This window comes from Dactylosporangium sp. NPDC049742 (assembly GCF_040674675.1).
Taxonomy (GTDB): domain Bacteria; phylum Actinomycetota; class Actinomycetes; order Mycobacteriales; family Micromonosporaceae; genus Dactylosporangium; species Dactylosporangium maewongense.
Genome location: NZ_JBFANF010000101.1, coordinates 17,553 through 32,675, shown reverse-complemented (window position 1 = coordinate 32,675; position 15,123 = coordinate 17,553). Strand labels below are relative to the sequence as shown.

At 70.4% G+C, this 15,123-nt stretch carries 11 protein-coding genes and 7 tRNA genes; 7 read left to right on the top strand and 11 right to left on the bottom strand.

Annotated features, from left to right (window positions below):
* A partial coding sequence (locus AB0J72_RS55555) for a PLP-dependent aminotransferase family protein (protein ID WP_363416304.1) occupies window positions 1-1,020 on the top strand: 1,020 nt, incomplete at its 5' end.
* A 25-nt stretch (window positions 1,021-1,045) separates the two neighbouring features.
* Here the strand turns inward: AB0J72_RS55555 and AB0J72_RS55550 are convergent.
* The gene (locus AB0J72_RS55550) at window positions 1,046-5,326 is read right to left on the bottom strand and encodes a discoidin domain-containing protein (RefSeq protein WP_363416301.1); all 4,281 of its coding nucleotides are present in this window, start codon (window positions 5,324-5,326) and stop codon (window positions 1,046-1,048) included.
* 503 nt (window positions 5,327-5,829) lie between these two features.
* Here AB0J72_RS55550 and AB0J72_RS55545 point away from each other — a divergent pair.
* Complete coding sequence (locus AB0J72_RS55545) at window positions 5,830-7,107, top strand: ROK family transcriptional regulator (RefSeq protein ID WP_363416298.1); 1,278 nt, start codon at window positions 5,830-5,832, stop codon at window positions 7,105-7,107.
* Here the strand turns inward: AB0J72_RS55545 and AB0J72_RS55540 are convergent.
* A complete protein-coding gene (locus AB0J72_RS55540; RefSeq protein WP_363416295.1) occupies window positions 7,085-8,164 on the bottom strand; it encodes a cytochrome P450 in 1,080 nt (359 codons plus the stop codon). The two genes, AB0J72_RS55545 and AB0J72_RS55540, sit on opposite strands and share 23 nt — an antisense overlap.
* Before the next feature lie 82 nt (window positions 8,165-8,246).
* Here AB0J72_RS55540 and AB0J72_RS55535 point away from each other — a divergent pair, with 82 nt between their 5' ends.
* From AB0J72_RS55535 to AB0J72_RS55525, 3 genes are all read left to right on the top strand, one after another.
* Window positions 8,247-8,873: an alpha-ketoglutarate-dependent dioxygenase AlkB gene (locus tag AB0J72_RS55535; protein WP_344502800.1), complete on the top strand. Its 627-nt coding sequence runs from the start codon at window positions 8,247-8,249 to the stop codon at window positions 8,871-8,873.
* A 98-nt stretch (window positions 8,874-8,971) separates the two neighbouring features.
* Window positions 8,972-9,331, top strand: coding sequence for an STAS domain-containing protein (locus AB0J72_RS55530; RefSeq protein WP_360573468.1), 360 nt, complete (start codon window positions 8,972-8,974; stop codon window positions 9,329-9,331).
* 58 nt (window positions 9,332-9,389) lie between these two features.
* On the top strand, window positions 9,390-9,548 hold the full coding sequence (locus AB0J72_RS55525; RefSeq protein WP_363416292.1) for a hypothetical protein: 159 nt from the start codon (window positions 9,390-9,392) through the stop codon (window positions 9,546-9,548).
* A 258-nt stretch (window positions 9,549-9,806) separates the two neighbouring features.
* On the opposite strand, the gene AB0J72_RS55520 is transcribed toward AB0J72_RS55525, so the two are convergent.
* From AB0J72_RS55520 to AB0J72_RS55480, 9 genes are all read right to left on the bottom strand, one after another.
* Window positions 9,807-9,878, bottom strand: a tRNA-Val gene (locus AB0J72_RS55520).
* Between the two features lie 88 nt (window positions 9,879-9,966).
* A tRNA-Asp gene (locus tag AB0J72_RS55515) sits at window positions 9,967-10,041 on the bottom strand.
* 4 nt (window positions 10,042-10,045) lie between these two features.
* Window positions 10,046-10,120, bottom strand: a tRNA-Leu gene (locus AB0J72_RS55510).
* A 13-nt stretch (window positions 10,121-10,133) separates the two neighbouring features.
* Window positions 10,134-10,204 (bottom strand) — tRNA-Gln (locus AB0J72_RS55505).
* Window positions 10,205-10,211: 7 nt separating this feature from the next.
* Window positions 10,212-10,284: transfer RNA gene (locus tag AB0J72_RS55500), tRNA-Ala, on the bottom strand.
* A gap of 15 nt (window positions 10,285-10,299) precedes the next feature.
* A tRNA-Pro gene (locus AB0J72_RS55495) sits at window positions 10,300-10,372 on the bottom strand.
* A 40-nt stretch (window positions 10,373-10,412) separates the two neighbouring features.
* Window positions 10,413-10,485 (bottom strand) — tRNA-Trp (locus AB0J72_RS55490).
* Between the two features lie 258 nt (window positions 10,486-10,743).
* The gene (murQ, locus tag AB0J72_RS55485; RefSeq protein ID WP_363416289.1) at window positions 10,744-11,643 is read right to left on the bottom strand and encodes an N-acetylmuramic acid 6-phosphate etherase; all 900 of its coding nucleotides are present in this window, start codon (window positions 11,641-11,643) and stop codon (window positions 10,744-10,746) included.
* Window positions 11,640-12,554 carry a MurR/RpiR family transcriptional regulator gene (locus tag AB0J72_RS55480; protein ID WP_344502457.1) on the bottom strand — a complete coding sequence of 305 codons (915 nt, stop codon included), beginning with the start codon at window positions 12,552-12,554 and terminating at the stop codon, window positions 11,640-11,642. Before AB0J72_RS55480 ends, murQ begins: the two co-directional genes overlap by 4 nt.
* A 53-nt stretch (window positions 12,555-12,607) precedes the next feature.
* Between AB0J72_RS55480 and AB0J72_RS55475 the strand changes: the two genes are divergently transcribed.
* Together AB0J72_RS55475 and ngcE are read left to right on the top strand one after the other, a co-directional pair.
* On the top strand, window positions 12,608-13,603 hold the full coding sequence (locus tag AB0J72_RS55475) for a BadF/BadG/BcrA/BcrD ATPase family protein (RefSeq protein WP_363416286.1): 996 nt from the start codon (window positions 12,608-12,610) through the stop codon (window positions 13,601-13,603).
* Window positions 13,604-13,708: 105 nt separating this feature from the next.
* A complete protein-coding gene (gene ngcE, locus AB0J72_RS55470; protein WP_363416283.1) occupies window positions 13,709-15,121 on the top strand; it encodes an N-acetylglucosamine/diacetylchitobiose ABC transporter substrate-binding protein in 1,413 nt (470 codons plus the stop codon).
* The last annotated feature ends 2 nt before the right edge of the window (window positions 15,122-15,123 follow it).

Here is a 15,123-nt window from a genome sequence, read left to right as displayed (position 1 = left end):
GCGCTGGGCGCGGCCCTCGCCGGGGCGGCCCGGCAGCCGGCGGCGTGGCAGCGCGGGCCGGTCGAGGGCCGGGAGGACCTGCGGGCCTGGTTCGCCCGGACGGCCGGCGGCGAGCTGCGGGCCGAGGACATGAACATCTGCCCCGGCGGGCAGTCGGCGCTGTCGACCGCGTTCCGCGCGCTGTGCGCGCCCGGCGACCCGATCCTGGTGGAGGCGCCGACGTATCTCGGTGCGCTCGCCGCCGCGCGGGCCGCCGGGCTGCGGGTCGTGCCGGTGCCGGCCGACGCCGAGGGGGTGCGGCCCGACCTGCTCGAGGCCGCCTTCCGGCGCACGGGCGCGCGGCTCTTCTACTGCCAGCCGCTGTACGCGAACCCGCACGGCGCCACCCTCGCGGCGGCCCGCCGCCCCGAGGTGATGGCGGCGGTCCGGAACGCCGGCGCGTTCCTGCTGGAGGACGACTACGCCCGGGACCTCGCGATCGACGGCGACCCGCCGCGCCCGCTCGTCGCCGACGACCCGCACGGGCACGTGGTGTACCTGCGGTCGCTGACGAAGTCCGCGGCGCCCGGGCTGCGGGTGGCGGCGATCGGTGCCCGCGGGGCGGCCGGCGCGCGGCTGCGGGCGGCGCGGGTCCTCGACGACTTCTTCGTCGCCGGCCCGCTGCAGCAGGCGGCGCTGGACCTGGTGACGTCGCCGGCGTGGCCGCGGCACCTGAAGGCGCTGCGCACGGAGCTGCGGGCGAGGCGCGAAGCGCTGACGGAAGCCCTCGCGGTGCACGTACCGACGCTGCGGACGCCACTCGTGCCGGCCGGTGGCCTGCACGTGTGGGCACGGCTCCCGCAGGGCATGGACGACGTGGCGGTCACCAACGAGGCGGCGGCCCGGCAGGTGGTGGTGTTTCCCGGGCGGCCGTGGTTCGCGGCCGAGCCCGACGGCGCCTACCTGCGGCTGACGTTCGCCGCGGCGCCGCCGAACCAGCTGCGGGAAGGTGTCCGGAGACTGCAAGGGGCCGTCGGATGAACCGACGGCCCCTTGGTGGAACCAGTTACGGGTTGATGGTGATGACGAGCAGGGTCGGGTTCAGGTTCCTGATGTCGATGTAGTTGTTCGACAGCGTCAGGTGGTTGAACGTGACCGCGCCCCGGGCCGGGCCCTGGCCGGGCTCCGGCAGCTCGTTCGCCCAGATCGCGTAGCCGGACTTCGCGTCGAACGCGTCACCGGAGCGCTGGGCGCCGGAGATCGACACATTCGTGAAGATGGTGTCCGTGATCGGGTTCTGCGGGGAGCCGCCGACATAGTTCGTCTGGAACATGATGCCGGAGTAGGTCGGGTCGATGATGTCCACGTCGTTGACCCGGATGCCCTGGAACACCTTGGATGCGGAGAACACCCAGATGGCTCCGAAGACCTGGCTGCCCCAGAAGTGGCCGCCGGCGCGGACGATGGAGATGTTCGAGAACTGGGTGGGCGGGCTCGCACCGAAGCCGTTCATCGGGTAGCCGAAGTCGAGCGAGCTGATGGTGATGCCGCTGTAGACCAGGGTGTCCGCGATGTAGATGTTCCGGAACGTGTTCGCGTACCCGCCGTAGACCGCGAGCCCGGCGGCACGCCAGGTCAGGGTCGTGGACAGGTTCTCGTAGACGTTGTCCTTCTCGTCCGAGCCACCCGCGTCGATCGCCGAGAACAGCGCGAAGGCATCGTCACCGGTCGAGCGGGCGTCGTTGTTGGTCACCAGGTTGTTCGTGCTGCCGTTGGTCATGTTGATGCCGTCGGCGAAGGTGTCCCGGATCCGCGAGTTCTTGATCGTCACGAAGTCCGTGTTGGCACCCCAGTACATGCAGACCATGTGCTCGGTCCAGATGTTGTCGATCGTCATGTTGGCCACGTTGGACCAGTCGAAGACCTTGCCGGGACCGTCGTTGCGGATGATGTAGTTACCGAAGTACGCGAAGCCGGAGAACGTCGAGCCGTTGGCGGTCGAGTCGGCCCGGAAGCCCACGTCGGTGTTGTCCTGCGTGGACGGTGCGTAGAACCGGGTGAACCACGGGCCGGCGCCGATGACCTTGATCGCCTTGCCGTAGACCTGGAACTTGCTGGCCGTCTGGTAGTCGCCGGGCGGCAGGTAGACACCGAGCGCGGTGGTGCTCTGCCGGGCCTGGCTCAGGGCGTTGTCCACGTCCTGGTGGGTGAAGCCGGCCGGGACGATGTACTTCGTCGGGTCCGGGTTCGGGATGACCGTGGCCTGCTCGAGGTTGATGAAGTCGACCGCGATCGGGCCCGTGTTGGCGGCGTCCTTCTGCAGCTTGATCGTGGCACCGGCCGCGACCGTGGTGCCGAGCAGGACGTTCGCCTCGTCGTAGATGTGGCGCGGGCCGGTGCCGGAGTTCTGCGGCGCCGTCTCGTTGCCGTACAGCCACGCGTACTTCGACGTCAGGGCGATGTTCTTCAGGTACGTGCCGTTGACGTAGATGTTGAGCGTGGTGTTGGTGTTGTCCGGGATCGAGAACCGCACGACCAGGGTGTTGGTCTGCGCCTTGGTGGTCCACTGGACGTAGTTGCCGGTGCTGTTCAGGTTGACCGCGCGGCGGCCCGACGCCTCACCGGCGATGTCGCCGACGGTGCGGTTCGGCCCGACGACCTGCGCGCCGCCGCCGACGGTGCCGTCCTCGGCCTCGTACATGTCGTACGGCATGTTCGCGCCGCGGCCGACGAAGAACGAGGTGGTGGAGGTGTTGTTGGCCTGCTTGACCGACAGCTCGTTGGTGTCCGCGGCGATCACCGTGGTCACCGTGTACTTGCCGTTCGCCGCGGTCCACGTGCCCAGGTTGACCGGGGCGGTGGTGGCGCCGGCGTTGATGACGCCGGTGTAGGAGCCGGTCAGCGTCTTGACGGTCGCGCCGCTGGTGGCGTCCTTGATGGTCACCGTGATGCCGTGGGCGCCACCGGCGGAGGCCTGGGTGCCCTGGTTCTTGATGGCGACGGAGAACGTGACGGTGTTGCCGGCCGACGGGTTGCTCGGCGACCAGCCCGACGGCGACGCGAGCAGGTCGGACGTCTGCACGGGCGCGACGGTGAACGCCGACCCGGTGAACGTGTTGTTCGCGTCGTCCTGCTCGACGACCGTGTTGCTCTCGTCGACCTTCGCGATCGGCGTGTAGGAGCCCGCGTCGCGGGCGCCGATGCTGGCCGTCACGTTGGTGCTGGCACCGGCGGCGAGGGCGCCGACGTTGGCCGTGCCGACGAGCGTGGTGCCGAAGTAGAACTTGACGTTCGTCGCCGCGGAGCCGGCCGTGCCCTGGTTCTTCACCGTGGCCGTGAGGCTGACCGCGTCGGTCTCGATCGGGTTCGCCGGCGAGCTGGAGATGGCGGTGACGACCAGGTCCGGGTTCGGCGCCGCGACGCCGTACACCTGGAACTCCGCGATCTGGCCCGACGGGGCGCCGGTGTTCGAGTTGATCTTCAGCTGGACGTCGGCGACGCGGGCGGTCAGCGTGATGTCGACGCTGTTGCCGGTGGCCGGGTCGAAGCGGTAGTCGCGGGCCGGCACCAGGCTGGTGAGGCCGGACGCGCTCTGCTCACGGCCGAGGACCTCGATGTTCTGGGTCCGCGCGCCCCACGCGGTGCTGGGGTCGAGCTTCAGCGTGATCTTGCTGATGTCGGCGTTGGCGCCCAGCGTCGAGGTCAGGGTGGCCGGGAAGCCGCCCGCACCCTCCCAGTAGGTGGTGACGCTGTTGTCGTTGGCGTTGGCCGGCACGAACGTGAAGACCGAGCCGTTGGCGGTGATCGGCTTGCCGAGCGCCAGGTTGGTGCCGACCGGCGGGTTGCCGGTGCCAGTACGAGTTACCGTGTTGCTGGCCGCGGACTGGTTGCCCGCGCCGTCGACCGCCTTCACCTGGTAGGACACCGTCGCCGTGTCGGGCTGGTTGTCCGTGTACGTGAGGACCGTGCCGGCCACGTTCGCCCGGTAGGAGCCGTTGGCGTAGATGTCGTAGCGGCCGATCGAGCCGCTGTTGTCCGTCGACGCGCCCCAGGTCAGCTTGATCTGGCCGCTGGCCGGCTGGGTGTACGCGAGGTTGGTCGGCGCGGTCGGCGCCTGCGTGTCGACGACGGTGCCGGTGCGGGTGACCGTGTTGCTCTGCGCCGACTCGTTGCCGGCCGCGTCCCGCGCCTTCACGAAGTACTGCACGGTGGCGGTGTCGGGCTGCGAGTCGGTGTAGGTCAGGACGGTGCCCGCGACGCTGGTGCGCAGCGCGCCGTTGGCGTAGACGTCGTAGCCCGCGATGGAGCCGCTGTTGTCGGTGGAGGCGGACCAGGTCAGCTTGATCTGGCCGCTGGCCGGCTCGGTGAGCGCGAGGTTCGACGGCGCGGTCGGCGCCTGCGTGTCACCGGTGGACGGTCCGTACACCTCGAGCTCGGACAGCTGCGCGGCGGCCCAGCCCGTGTTCGCCGAGATGCTCACCCGGATGTAACGGGTGGTCAGCTGGGTGAACGGGATGGTCACCGTGTTGCCGGTGCCCTGGTTGAACTCGTACGGCGCGGAGCCGAGGATGTTGGTGAACGTGCTGCCGGTGGTGCTGCTCTGCAGGGTCAGCGTCTGGGTGCGGGTGCCCCAGTTGGTGGGCAGCTTCAGCACGACGGAGCTGACCGGCACGGCCGAGCCGAGGTCGACCTGCACCCACTGCGGCAGCGCGCCGGTGCTCTCCCAGTAGGACGCCTGGTTGCCGTCGCCGGCGTTGGCGGCCGTGTACTGGCCGTTGGTGCTGCTGGAGGAGAACGTCTTGCCGGCGGCGAGGTTGCTGCTCGACGACGCGACGCCGTAGATCTCGAACTCGGAGATCTGCGCGGCCGGCCAGCCGGTGTTGGCGGTGAGGTTCAGCCGCACGTAGCGCGCGTTCGACGCCGTGAAGTTGATGGTGACGGTGTTCTGCTGCGCGGGGTTGAAGCTGTACCCGACGGAGCCGACGATCGTGCTGAACGAGGTGCCGTCCTGACTGCCGGTCACCGACAGCGTCTGCGTCCGCGTCGCCCAGGCGGTGTCGTTGGGCAGCTTCAGCTTGATCTGGTCGATGTTCTTCGCGCTGCCCAGGTCGATCTGCGCCCACTGCGGGAAGGCGTTGTTGGCGCTCTCCCAGTAGGAGGCCTGGTTGCCGTCGTTGATGTTGCCGATGCCGTTGGCGCCGTTGGTGCTGCTCGACGTGGCGGGTCGGCCGCTGGCGAGGTTGGTGCCGCCGGCGGCCTGCGCCGGCAGCATGTGAGCCGTAACCGCGACCAGGGCTGCCACGGCGAACGCCGAGAGCACCCTTCGCGTCACGTGCCTCTTACTCATCGCGATCCTTCGTTCAGGGGTGTGGTGCGGTGCGGGGAGTTGGCGGCTCCGCGAGGGACGTTGTGGATCCCTCGTGCAGTGGCGGTGCGGTCTTCAGTCAACGGCGGCTGACCCGGTCTTCGGACCGGGGTGTGGCGGGGCGCGAACGGGCACAGCGGTGCCTCCGGAGACGGGGGATGCGCGGTGGACCTGTTGGCGGACGGGTCACGGCGCGACTCTGACGGCGTCTTGTTGGAATCTTGCATCGGGTTGGCCCAAATGTTGCAGACATGCTACCGATAAGTCAACGGGTGTCACTGGAATCAGCAAGCGCGCGGTTCTGTGGCATCCCGTGGGGTTCTTGCGTTGGATCGTGGGCACCTCGACACACGGCCCGAACGGAGTTTCGAAACGTTCTGGATTCGTTGCCCGCAGGTCTGGTGTTGCCGGGATGTTTCGTGGTTGATTCGTCGGACTGACCGACGAATGAGCTGCGTCGATGGTGTTTGGATGGGGGTCGTTCGATGGCTAGCAAGGAGCGGGCCGGCGCCGGTTCCGTCGACGAGCCCACGGACCAACTCGCCCTGCGCCGCGCCAATCTGAGCCGGACCCTGCGGCACATCCGCACCAACGGACCGCGGTCCCGGGCCGCGATCGCCGCCGCAACCGGCTTGCACAAGGCGACCGTCTCGAGCCTCGTCGACGAGCTGCTGAGCCGGCGGCTCGTGCGCGAGATCGGCACCGAGCACTCCGGCAGCGCCGGGCGCCCCGGCCGCGGCATCGCCCTCTCCCCCGACGTCGGCGCCGTCGGCATCGAGATCAACGTCGACTACCTCGCGGTGCACGGCAGCGACCTCACCGGGCGCACCGTCATCGAGAAGCGGGTCAGCTTCGACGCCAAGGGCCGCGACGTGGAGCGCTGCCTCGACGACCTGACCCAGGCCGCCCAGCGGACCCTGGCGGAGCTGGTCCGCCGCGGCGTGACCCCGGTCGGGCTCACCGTCGCCGTGCCCGGCCTCGTCGACGTGGGCCGCGGCGTGGTCGTGCTCGCCCCCAACCTCGGCTGGCGCGACGTCCCGGTCGCCACCCGCCTCGCGCACGGCCTCGACCCGGACCTCTGGATCATGGTCGACAACGACGCCAACCTGGCCGCGCAGGCCGAGTACACGTGGGGGGTCGCCGCCGGCACCGACGACCTCGTCTACCTCACCGGAGAGGTGGGCGTCGGCGGCGGCGTCATCGTCAACGGCCGGCTGCTGCGCGGCGCCGACGGCTTCTCCGGCGAGGTCGGCCACCTGCCGGTCGAGCCCGGCGGGTCGAAGTGCGGCTGCGGCCGCACCGGCTGCTGGGAGACCAAGGTCGGCCTCGCCGAGCTGGTCCGCCGCGCCACCCCGGACGTCGCCTACGGCCTGGAGCAGGGGCCGATCCCGGACCCCGAGGAGCGGGTCGCCGAGGTGCTGCGGCGGCTCGCGCGCGGGGACAAGGCGGTGGCGGCGGCGGTCGCGGAGGTCGGGCACTGGCTCGGGCACGGCGGCGCGATCCTGGTCAACCTCTTCAACCCGCGGGTGATCGTGCTCGGCGGCTACTTCGCGGAGCTCGCCGACCACCTGATCCCGTCCGCGCAGGCGAACCTGGCCCGGATGGCGGTCGCCAGCACGGCGGCGCGCTGCCACTTCGTCGCGTCGCACCTGGGCTTCACGGCGGCCGCCCGCGGCGGGGCCGGGGTGATCGTCGAGCGGATGATCGACGATCCGACGGCCGTGTCGCTGGCGCCCGCGCCTACCCTTGCGGTCGCACGGTGATCATGAAGTCCCTGAGCTCGTAGCTCGAGATGTCCGGCTTCTTCGTGACCCGCGGCGGTTTGACCATGGTGAGCCGCGGCTGCGCGAAGAGCTTGCGGAGGAAGATGTCGGCCTCCTGGACGGCGACGTAGGCGCCCGGGCACTTGTGCGGGCCGTCGCCGAACGAAAGCCCCGGGCCCTCGTCCACGCGCTCCAGGTTCGCGGTGCTGACGTCGATGTCGATCAGCCTGCCGTCCGGGATGTCCTCCACGGGGCCGGTCGTGCGCCGCTTGAGGTTGCCCACGACGGGCTCCAGCCGCAGCAGCTCGTGCAGCAGCGCCACCCTCGTGGTGTCGTCGCCGCCGGTGTACCGGTCGCGAAGGGCGTCGTCGGTGAACAGGTGCCAGGCGACGACGTTGACGAACTCGCGGGTGGTGACCATGCCGGCCGCGGCGAAGGTCAGGCACTCGCCGAGGATCTCGCCGTCGCGGCAGCCCTCGTCGATCAGGTGCGAGATCAGGTCGTCCCGGCGCTGCCGGCGCCTGACCTTGACCGCCGGCCGCACGTCGGCGAGGTAGATGCCGAGGAACTGGAAGTTCTGCTTGAACACCCAGTAGATCCCGTTGAGGCTGGTGAACCCGGGCTTGCCGAACTTCTCCGGGAAGAACCGGTCGAGCCGCCGGTCCAGGCCGGGACGGCTCTCCGTCAGGCCGATCACCGCGCACACGACCTCGATCGCCATGCGGAAGCTGAGCTTGGCGAGATCGACCGTCCCCTGCTGCCGGAGCGTCTCGATCTGCTGCTCCGCCGCCCGCTCCATGAGGTCGCGGTAGTGCTCGTCGACCCGCCGCGGGGTGAAGTACCGCGCGGTCTGCCTGCGGTGCTCCCGGTGCTCCTCGCCGTCGCGGTACAGCACCGGGCGGCGGATGCTCGGCGGCAGCTTCTCGACCGTCTCCACGCCGAGGCCCGCCTGGACCGTGTCCGTGCTGCGCAGCACCGCCCGGGCCCGCGCATACCCCGTCACCCGGACGGCGCCGGCGTCGGGCTCGTAGCTGCGATCGATCTTCCGGCTACTCATGGTGACCCATACGATACGGGTTCGCGGGGTTCGCGTGTTGCTCGTACGTCTGTACGAATGCGGGTGTAGCATCGATCGCATGATGGACGTCGCGTACCAGCCTTCGATGCTGGACACGGTCATGCCCGCGGTGGGGCCACTCACCGGCGGCATGGTGCGCCACGAGCTGAGCCGCGGCGCCTGGGTCGACCACCTTCCGGGCTGGGTCCTCGGCTCCGACGCGGTCCTGTCGACGTTGCTGCACGAGGTGGACTGGCGCGCCGAGCGCCGCAAGATGTATGACGGCGTCGTCGACGTCCCGCGCCTCCTGCGGTGGTATGGCGAGCGCGACGAGCTGCCGCACCCGCTGCTCACCGAGGCCCGCCGCGACCTGACCCGGCACTATGTCGAGGAGCTCGGCGAGCCCTTCGTCACCGCCGGCATGTGCCTCTACCGCGACGGCCGCGACAGCGTCGCCTGGCACGGCGACACCATCGGCCGCGGCGCCCGCTTCGACACCATGGTCGCGATCGTCTCCTTCGGCTCGCCCCGCACCCTCCTGCTGCGCCCCCGCGGCGGCGGCGACAGCATCCGCTTCCCGCTCGGCCACGGCGACCTGATCGTCATGGGCGGCTCCTGCCAGCGCACCTGGGAGCACGCGATCCCCAAGACCGCCCGCCCGGTCGGCCCCCGCGTCAGCGTCCAGTTCCGCCCCACCGGCGTCGCCTGACCGAGGGTTTTCTGGCCTGGTTCGATCTTTCGATGGATGCGGGAGTGGCGCGCAACCCGTATCGTGAGAGCGGCTCGGATTGCGAGAAGGTGAGCCAGATGAACGAGGTCGATCGTTTCGCGGTATTCCCGGAGTTGCACATCACGGTCGACCCGATGCCCAACCAGGCGCTCCGCGTCAGGGTTGCGGGCGAGGTCACCATGGAGAACGTCGCCCAGCTGCGCACCATCCTCCACCGCGCCATCGACGACGTCCACGCCACCGCCGTCGAGGTCGACCTGAGCCTCGTGTCCTTCATCGACTCGACCGGCATCGGCAAGCTGGTCGCCGCCCGCGCCCACGCCCGCGGCAACCACAGCGACCTGTACATCGTCCACCCCAGCCCCGGCGTCCGCCGCGTGCTCAGCCTGCTGGGCCTCCTCGAGATCCTGAGCGCCCCCGACACCACGGCCGCCTGACCTTCCCGCTTCGGCGAAGACCAACACCCCGTTCGACATCAACTACTACCCCGACGCGATGGCGGTGTACTGCAACGACGGCGACGCCTGGATCGTCGACGGTGACGGGAACAGGCTCGAATCCGGGTACCAACGGCCCGAACGTCCAGCGCCGGCACCGGAGCCCGCCCCCGTCGTCCACCGGCTCACCGGCCCGGGCGGCGACCGGCACTCGTAGCAGCGGCCCCGCAGGACGCGCGGACCTCGGTCCGCGGCAAGGATGCCGGCGTGCAGGGTCGTGGGTCCCGGTGTCGATCCGGGCACACCGCCCTTATGAGGGGCGGCCGGACAGCCAGCGTCCGTACCCACGGTGGGTCCACAGTGGACGGCATTCGGAGAGGGCGATCGTCGGGAGTCGAACCCGAACCACCAGGGCCACGACCTGGAGTGCACAGCCGGTACACCACGAACGCCATGAACGGTGGAACTGCTTGCGTACCCGCGGAGGGATTCGAACCCCCAACAGTCTGCTTGTAGGGCAGATGCTCTTCCGTTGAGCTACACGGGCCTGAACCGCGTGGACCGACTCGGGATCGAACCGAGCAGGCGAGGATTGCAAATCGACGCTGCACACCAGTGCTCAGCCCAGAGAACTGCGCCCCGTACCGGATTCGAACCGGCGATTTCCGCCTTGACAGAGCGGCGTCCACTCCTGACTGGACCGACAGGGCTTGCGTACCCGGCCAGGGATTCGAACCCTGAACCTCCGCGATCTGAGCGCGACGCCTCTTCCGTTGGGCTATCCGGGCATGTCGTACGAACGCTGGGAGCGGAGGATTCGAACCCCCACAGCGAGGACCAAAACCTCGTGGCCTGCCGTTAGCCGAGCTCCCAAAGGAAGTGGAGAAGCGGGGAGTCGAACCCCGGGCCTTCGGTCTGCCGCACCGACGCTCTACCGACTGAGCTACAACCCCAATGAAAACGCAGAGTCGGGAGCCGGGGAATCGAACCCCGCGCTTCCTGGTCCCAAACCAGGTCCGGTCACCAAGCCGGTCGCTCCCGAAGCGAATGCCATCCACTGTGGAGTTGTCAAAGCACGACGCAGGGGCGACAGGATTCGAACCTGCAACCGTCGGTTTTGGAGACCGGTGCTCAACCAGTTGAGCTACGCCCCTATGAGAAAAAGAAAACCGCCCGGTCCCCGGAGGGGGCGGGCGGCGGAGAGGCTGAAGAATCTAGCCTCTGCACCATCCCGCGGTGTGCGGCATGTCCGCCCAATGCGCCACGGGGGCCATGGGCAGCGCGGCAGCGCGCGCCGGCGCTTGCGGTGCGGTCCAGTGGCTCATCATCGTGACTCCCGGGATCTGTCGTTGCTGACATGGACAACGATAGGCGCGCGCCGACGCGCTGCCAATCGAATTAAAAAGGCAGAACTAAAGAGCGTCCAGGGCGCGGTGGACGACGCCGCCGGCGGCGCGCAGGGCGCGGCGGGCCGAGTCGACGTCGACGCGGGCGAGCAGGGTCACCAGTGCCACCTTGGCCTCGCCGCCGGCGGCGGTGAGGGCGGCCTGGCAGGCGTCGGCGGGCAGACCGGTCGCCTGGACCAGCATGCGGACCTGCCGCACCCGCAGCTTCGCGTTGCTGGCGACCATGTCGGTCATGAGGTTGCTGTACGTGCGGCCGAGGCGCACCATCACGGCGGTCGACAGCGCGTTGAGGACGAGCTTCTGCGCGGTGCCGGCCTTCATGCGGGTGGAGCCGGTGACGACCTCGGGGCCGGTGTCGACGGCGAGGTGGATGTCGGCGTACTCGGCGAGGGCGGCGTTGGGGTTGGCGGAGAGCAGGACGGTGCGCGCGCCGCGGTCGCGGGCGGCCCGCAGCGCGCCGCCGACGAACGGGGTGCCGCCGCTGGCGGTGACGCCGAGCGCGACGTCGCCCGCGGTGAGCACGCCGCCGGCGGTCGAGAAGCCGGTCTCCGCGTCGTCCTCGGCCGCCTCGACCGCGTCGGTGAGGGCGCGGGTGCCGCCGGCGAGGTGGGCGACGACGTGGCCGGGCTCCACACCGTACGTGGGGCGCAGCTCCGTCGCGTCGAGGACGGCCATCCGGCCGGACGTGCCGGCGCCGAAGTAATGCAGCCGGTGCCCAGAGCGCAGCGCGTCGACGCAGTCGTCGACGGCCTCGGCGAGGTCGGGGAGCACGGCGGCGACCGCGGCGGCGACGGTCGCGTCCTCGGCGTTGATCAGCTCGAGGATCTGCAGGGTGGGCAGTTGGTCGATCTGGTGGGACCGCGCGTTGCGTTCCTCCGTCGGGGCGATCGGCGGCGAGACGGTCACCAGGGTCCCCGCTCCGGTCGCACCCGCCGGCTGCGGACCGCTTCTCGGGTTTTCTCCACGGCCGCCTTCGTTTGTGCGTACGTCTTCTGCGCGACGCCGACGAACACGCAGTCGACGACGGTGAGCTGCGCGAGGCGGCTGGCCATCGCCCCGGACCGGAACGTGGTCTCGCGGGCGGCGGTGGTGAGGGTCAGGTCGGCGATGCGGGTGATCGGCGACTTGGGGAAGTTGGTGAGCGCGACGGTCGTGGCGCCGCGCCGGCCGGCCTCGCCGAAGGCCTCGATGGTGTCGACGGTCGTGCCGGTGTGGGAGATGCCGATGGCCACGTCGCGCTCGTCGAGCAGCGCCGCGCTGGTGAGCGCCAGATGGAGGTCCGACCAGGTGTAGGCGACGAGCCCGACCCGGTGCAGCTTCATCTGGAAGTCGCGGGCGACGAACGCGCTGGCGCCGACGCCGTAGATGTCGACCCGGCGGGCGGCGGCGACCGCGTCGATGACCCGCTGGAGGATCTCCAGGTCGAGCTGGGCGGCGGTGTCCTCGACGGCGCGGGCGTCGGCGAAGGCGATCGTCTTGACGACGGTGGCGAGGTCGTCGGTCTGGCTGATGTCGCTGCCGGGCGCCTCGCCCGGGGCGCCGTCGTCCTGCGCCCGCCCCGCCTCCGCCGCGAGTCGCAGCCGCAGCTCCGGATAGCCGGAGAAGCCGATGGCGCGGCAGAACCGGATGACGGTCGTCTCCGACGTCTCGGCCCGCTTCGACAGCTCCGTGATGGTCAACTGGGCGGCGGTGGCGGACTCGTCGGCGACGATCCGTCCGACTCGCTGCTCCGCCGGGGAGAGCGAGGGCAGCAGCCCTCGGATCTTCACCGCGGTGGACGTGGCGCCGCCCTCGGCGGACTGCCGGCTCACCTTCATGTGGGAAAGTTTCCGTTCTCACGCGCTTTTCGTCAATGCAGTACGGTGTTCCGGTGCGAGCACCCCTGGTAGTCGGCGTGGACGCGGGCGCCACCAGCACCCGTTGCGTCGTCGCCACCCTCGACGGCGAGGTCCTCGGCCGTGGTCGCGCGGCCGGCGCCAACCGGAACTCCAGCGGAGGCCGCCCGGCGCAGGCCCTGGAGCAGGCGCTCCGCCAGGCACTCAACGGTATCGACCCGGCCGCGGTGGCGTACGGGGTGGTCGGCGCCGCCGGTGCCGCCGCCGCCGGGCGGGCCGAGGCCCGGGAGGCGGCCGAGGAAGCCTGGCGGGCAGCCGGCGCGGCCGGGACGCTCCGCAGCGTCACCGACCTCGAGGTCGCGTTCGCCGCCGGCACCCCGGACCCTGACGGCCTGCTGCTGCTGTGCGGCACCGGCGCCGCGGCGGTGGCGTTCCGCGACGGCACGCCGTCCCGGCGCTGCGACGGCTACGGATGGCTGCTCGGCGACGAGGGGTCGGCGGTGTGGCAGGGCCGCCAGGCGCTGCGGGCGGTCCTGCGCGCCCTGGACGGCCGCGGCCCCGCCACCAGGCTCACCGGACCCGTGACGGAGGCCCTCGGTGCGGACGCCGCCGGGGACCCGGAGGAGCACGCGCAGGCGTTGATCAGGGTGGCGTACCGGCAGCCGCCCGCCGCACTCGGTCTCCTGGCGCCCCTCGTCGGGTGGGCCGCGCTGGACGACGACGCGGTCGCGTGCGAGGTCGTGTACGAGGCCGCCGGGCACCTGCTGCACGCCCTCGACACGGCCGCCGGCGCACCCGAGGAGCGGGCGCGGCCGGTCGTGCTCGCGGGCTCCGTGCTGCTCACCGAGGGCCCGGTCGCGGACCTGGTCCGGGAAGGGGTCCGGCTGCGGTTCCGGGTCGAGCCCGCCGAGGCCCGCGACGGCGCAGCCGGCGCGGCCGTCCTCGCGATCGCCGCCCTCACCGGGGCGCCGGTGGCTCCCGCCGTACACACGCGGCTGACGGCACCGGGCAACGATTTCGTCAATATTTGACCCGAACCCCTGGCAGGAACCTTCCTACTCTTGAAACTTCCGTTGGAAACCTTCATTCTCGATCCAACGAGCGCCCCCTCGACCCCCAACGAAGGAGCACGACGGATGAACACGCTGACCCGCAGGGGCGTCCTGCAGACTGCGGCCACCGCCGGTCTGCTGGCCACCGCCCCGGCCGCGCTGAGCGCCTGTGCCACGAGCGATGGCGGCGGGGACTCCAAGGCCGCCCAGGGTGACAAGAGCAACGTCAACCCGCTCGGTGTGAAGGAGGACGCCCCGCTCGAGGTCGTCATCTTCAACGGCGGCTTCGGCGAGGACTACGCCAAGGCCCACGAGGCCATGTACAAGGAGAAGTACCCGAAGGCGGAGATCAAGCACTCCGCCACTCAGGAGATCGGCAAGACGCTGCAGCCGCGGTTCGTCGACGGCAGCCCGCCCGACATGGTCAACAACTCCGGCGCCGCCCAGATCGACTTCAACGGGCTCGTCTCGCAGAACGCGCTCACCGACCTCGCCCCGCTGCTCGACGCGCCGAGCCTCGACATCGCCGGCAAGAAGGTCCGCGACACGCTGCTGCCGGGCGCGCTGCTGCCGGGCACCTACAACGGCAAGGTGTTCGCGCTCAACTACGCCTACACCGCCTACGGCATCTGGTACGACGAGAAGCTCCTCGCCGACAAGGGCTGGCAGTACCCGAAGACGTGGGACGAGATGATCGCCCTCTGCAAGACCATCAAGGCGGCCGGCATCGCGCCGTGGACGTACCAGGGCAAGCACCCGCGGTACATGAGCTGGCCCATCCTGTCCGCGGCGGCGAAGCTGGCCGGCCCGGAGGTCCTGCTCGCCATCGACAACCTCGAACCCAACGCATGGAAGCACGAGGCGATCAAGACCGCCGCCGACGCGTACTCGCAGCTCGCCGTCGACGGCTTCATCCTGCCGGGCTCCGAGGGCCTGGACCACATCCAGTCGCAGACCGAGTGGTCGAAGGGCAACGCCGTCTTCATCTCCTGCGGCTCGTGGCTGGAGAGCGAGCAGAAGAAGGTCACGCCGCCCGCGTTCAAGATGGCGATCGCGCCGACGCCGAGCCTGAGCAGCGGTGACAAGCTGCCGTTCGAGGCGCTGCGGGGGACCGCCGGCGAGCCGTACATCGTGCCCGCGAAGGCCAAGAACGCCAACGGCGGCATGGAGCTGATGCGCATCATGCTGTCGAAGAAGGGCGCCGCGGACTTCACCCGCAAGACCTCGAGCCTGACCTGCGTCGCGGGCGCCGAGGAGGGCGTCGAGCTGCCGCCCGGCCTCACCAGCGTCACGAAGGCGCTCAAGGCGTCCGGCGACAAGGGCTTCAACTGGGTGTACAACTCCTTCTACCGCAAGCTGGAGCGCAACCTCGTCGACGCGGCCTGCGGCGACCTGTTCACCAAGCGGATCAACGCCCAGCAGTTCGTGGAGGCGTGCCAGAAGGGCGCCGACGAGATCGCCAAGGACACCTCGATCACGAAGTACAAGCGGAGCTGACC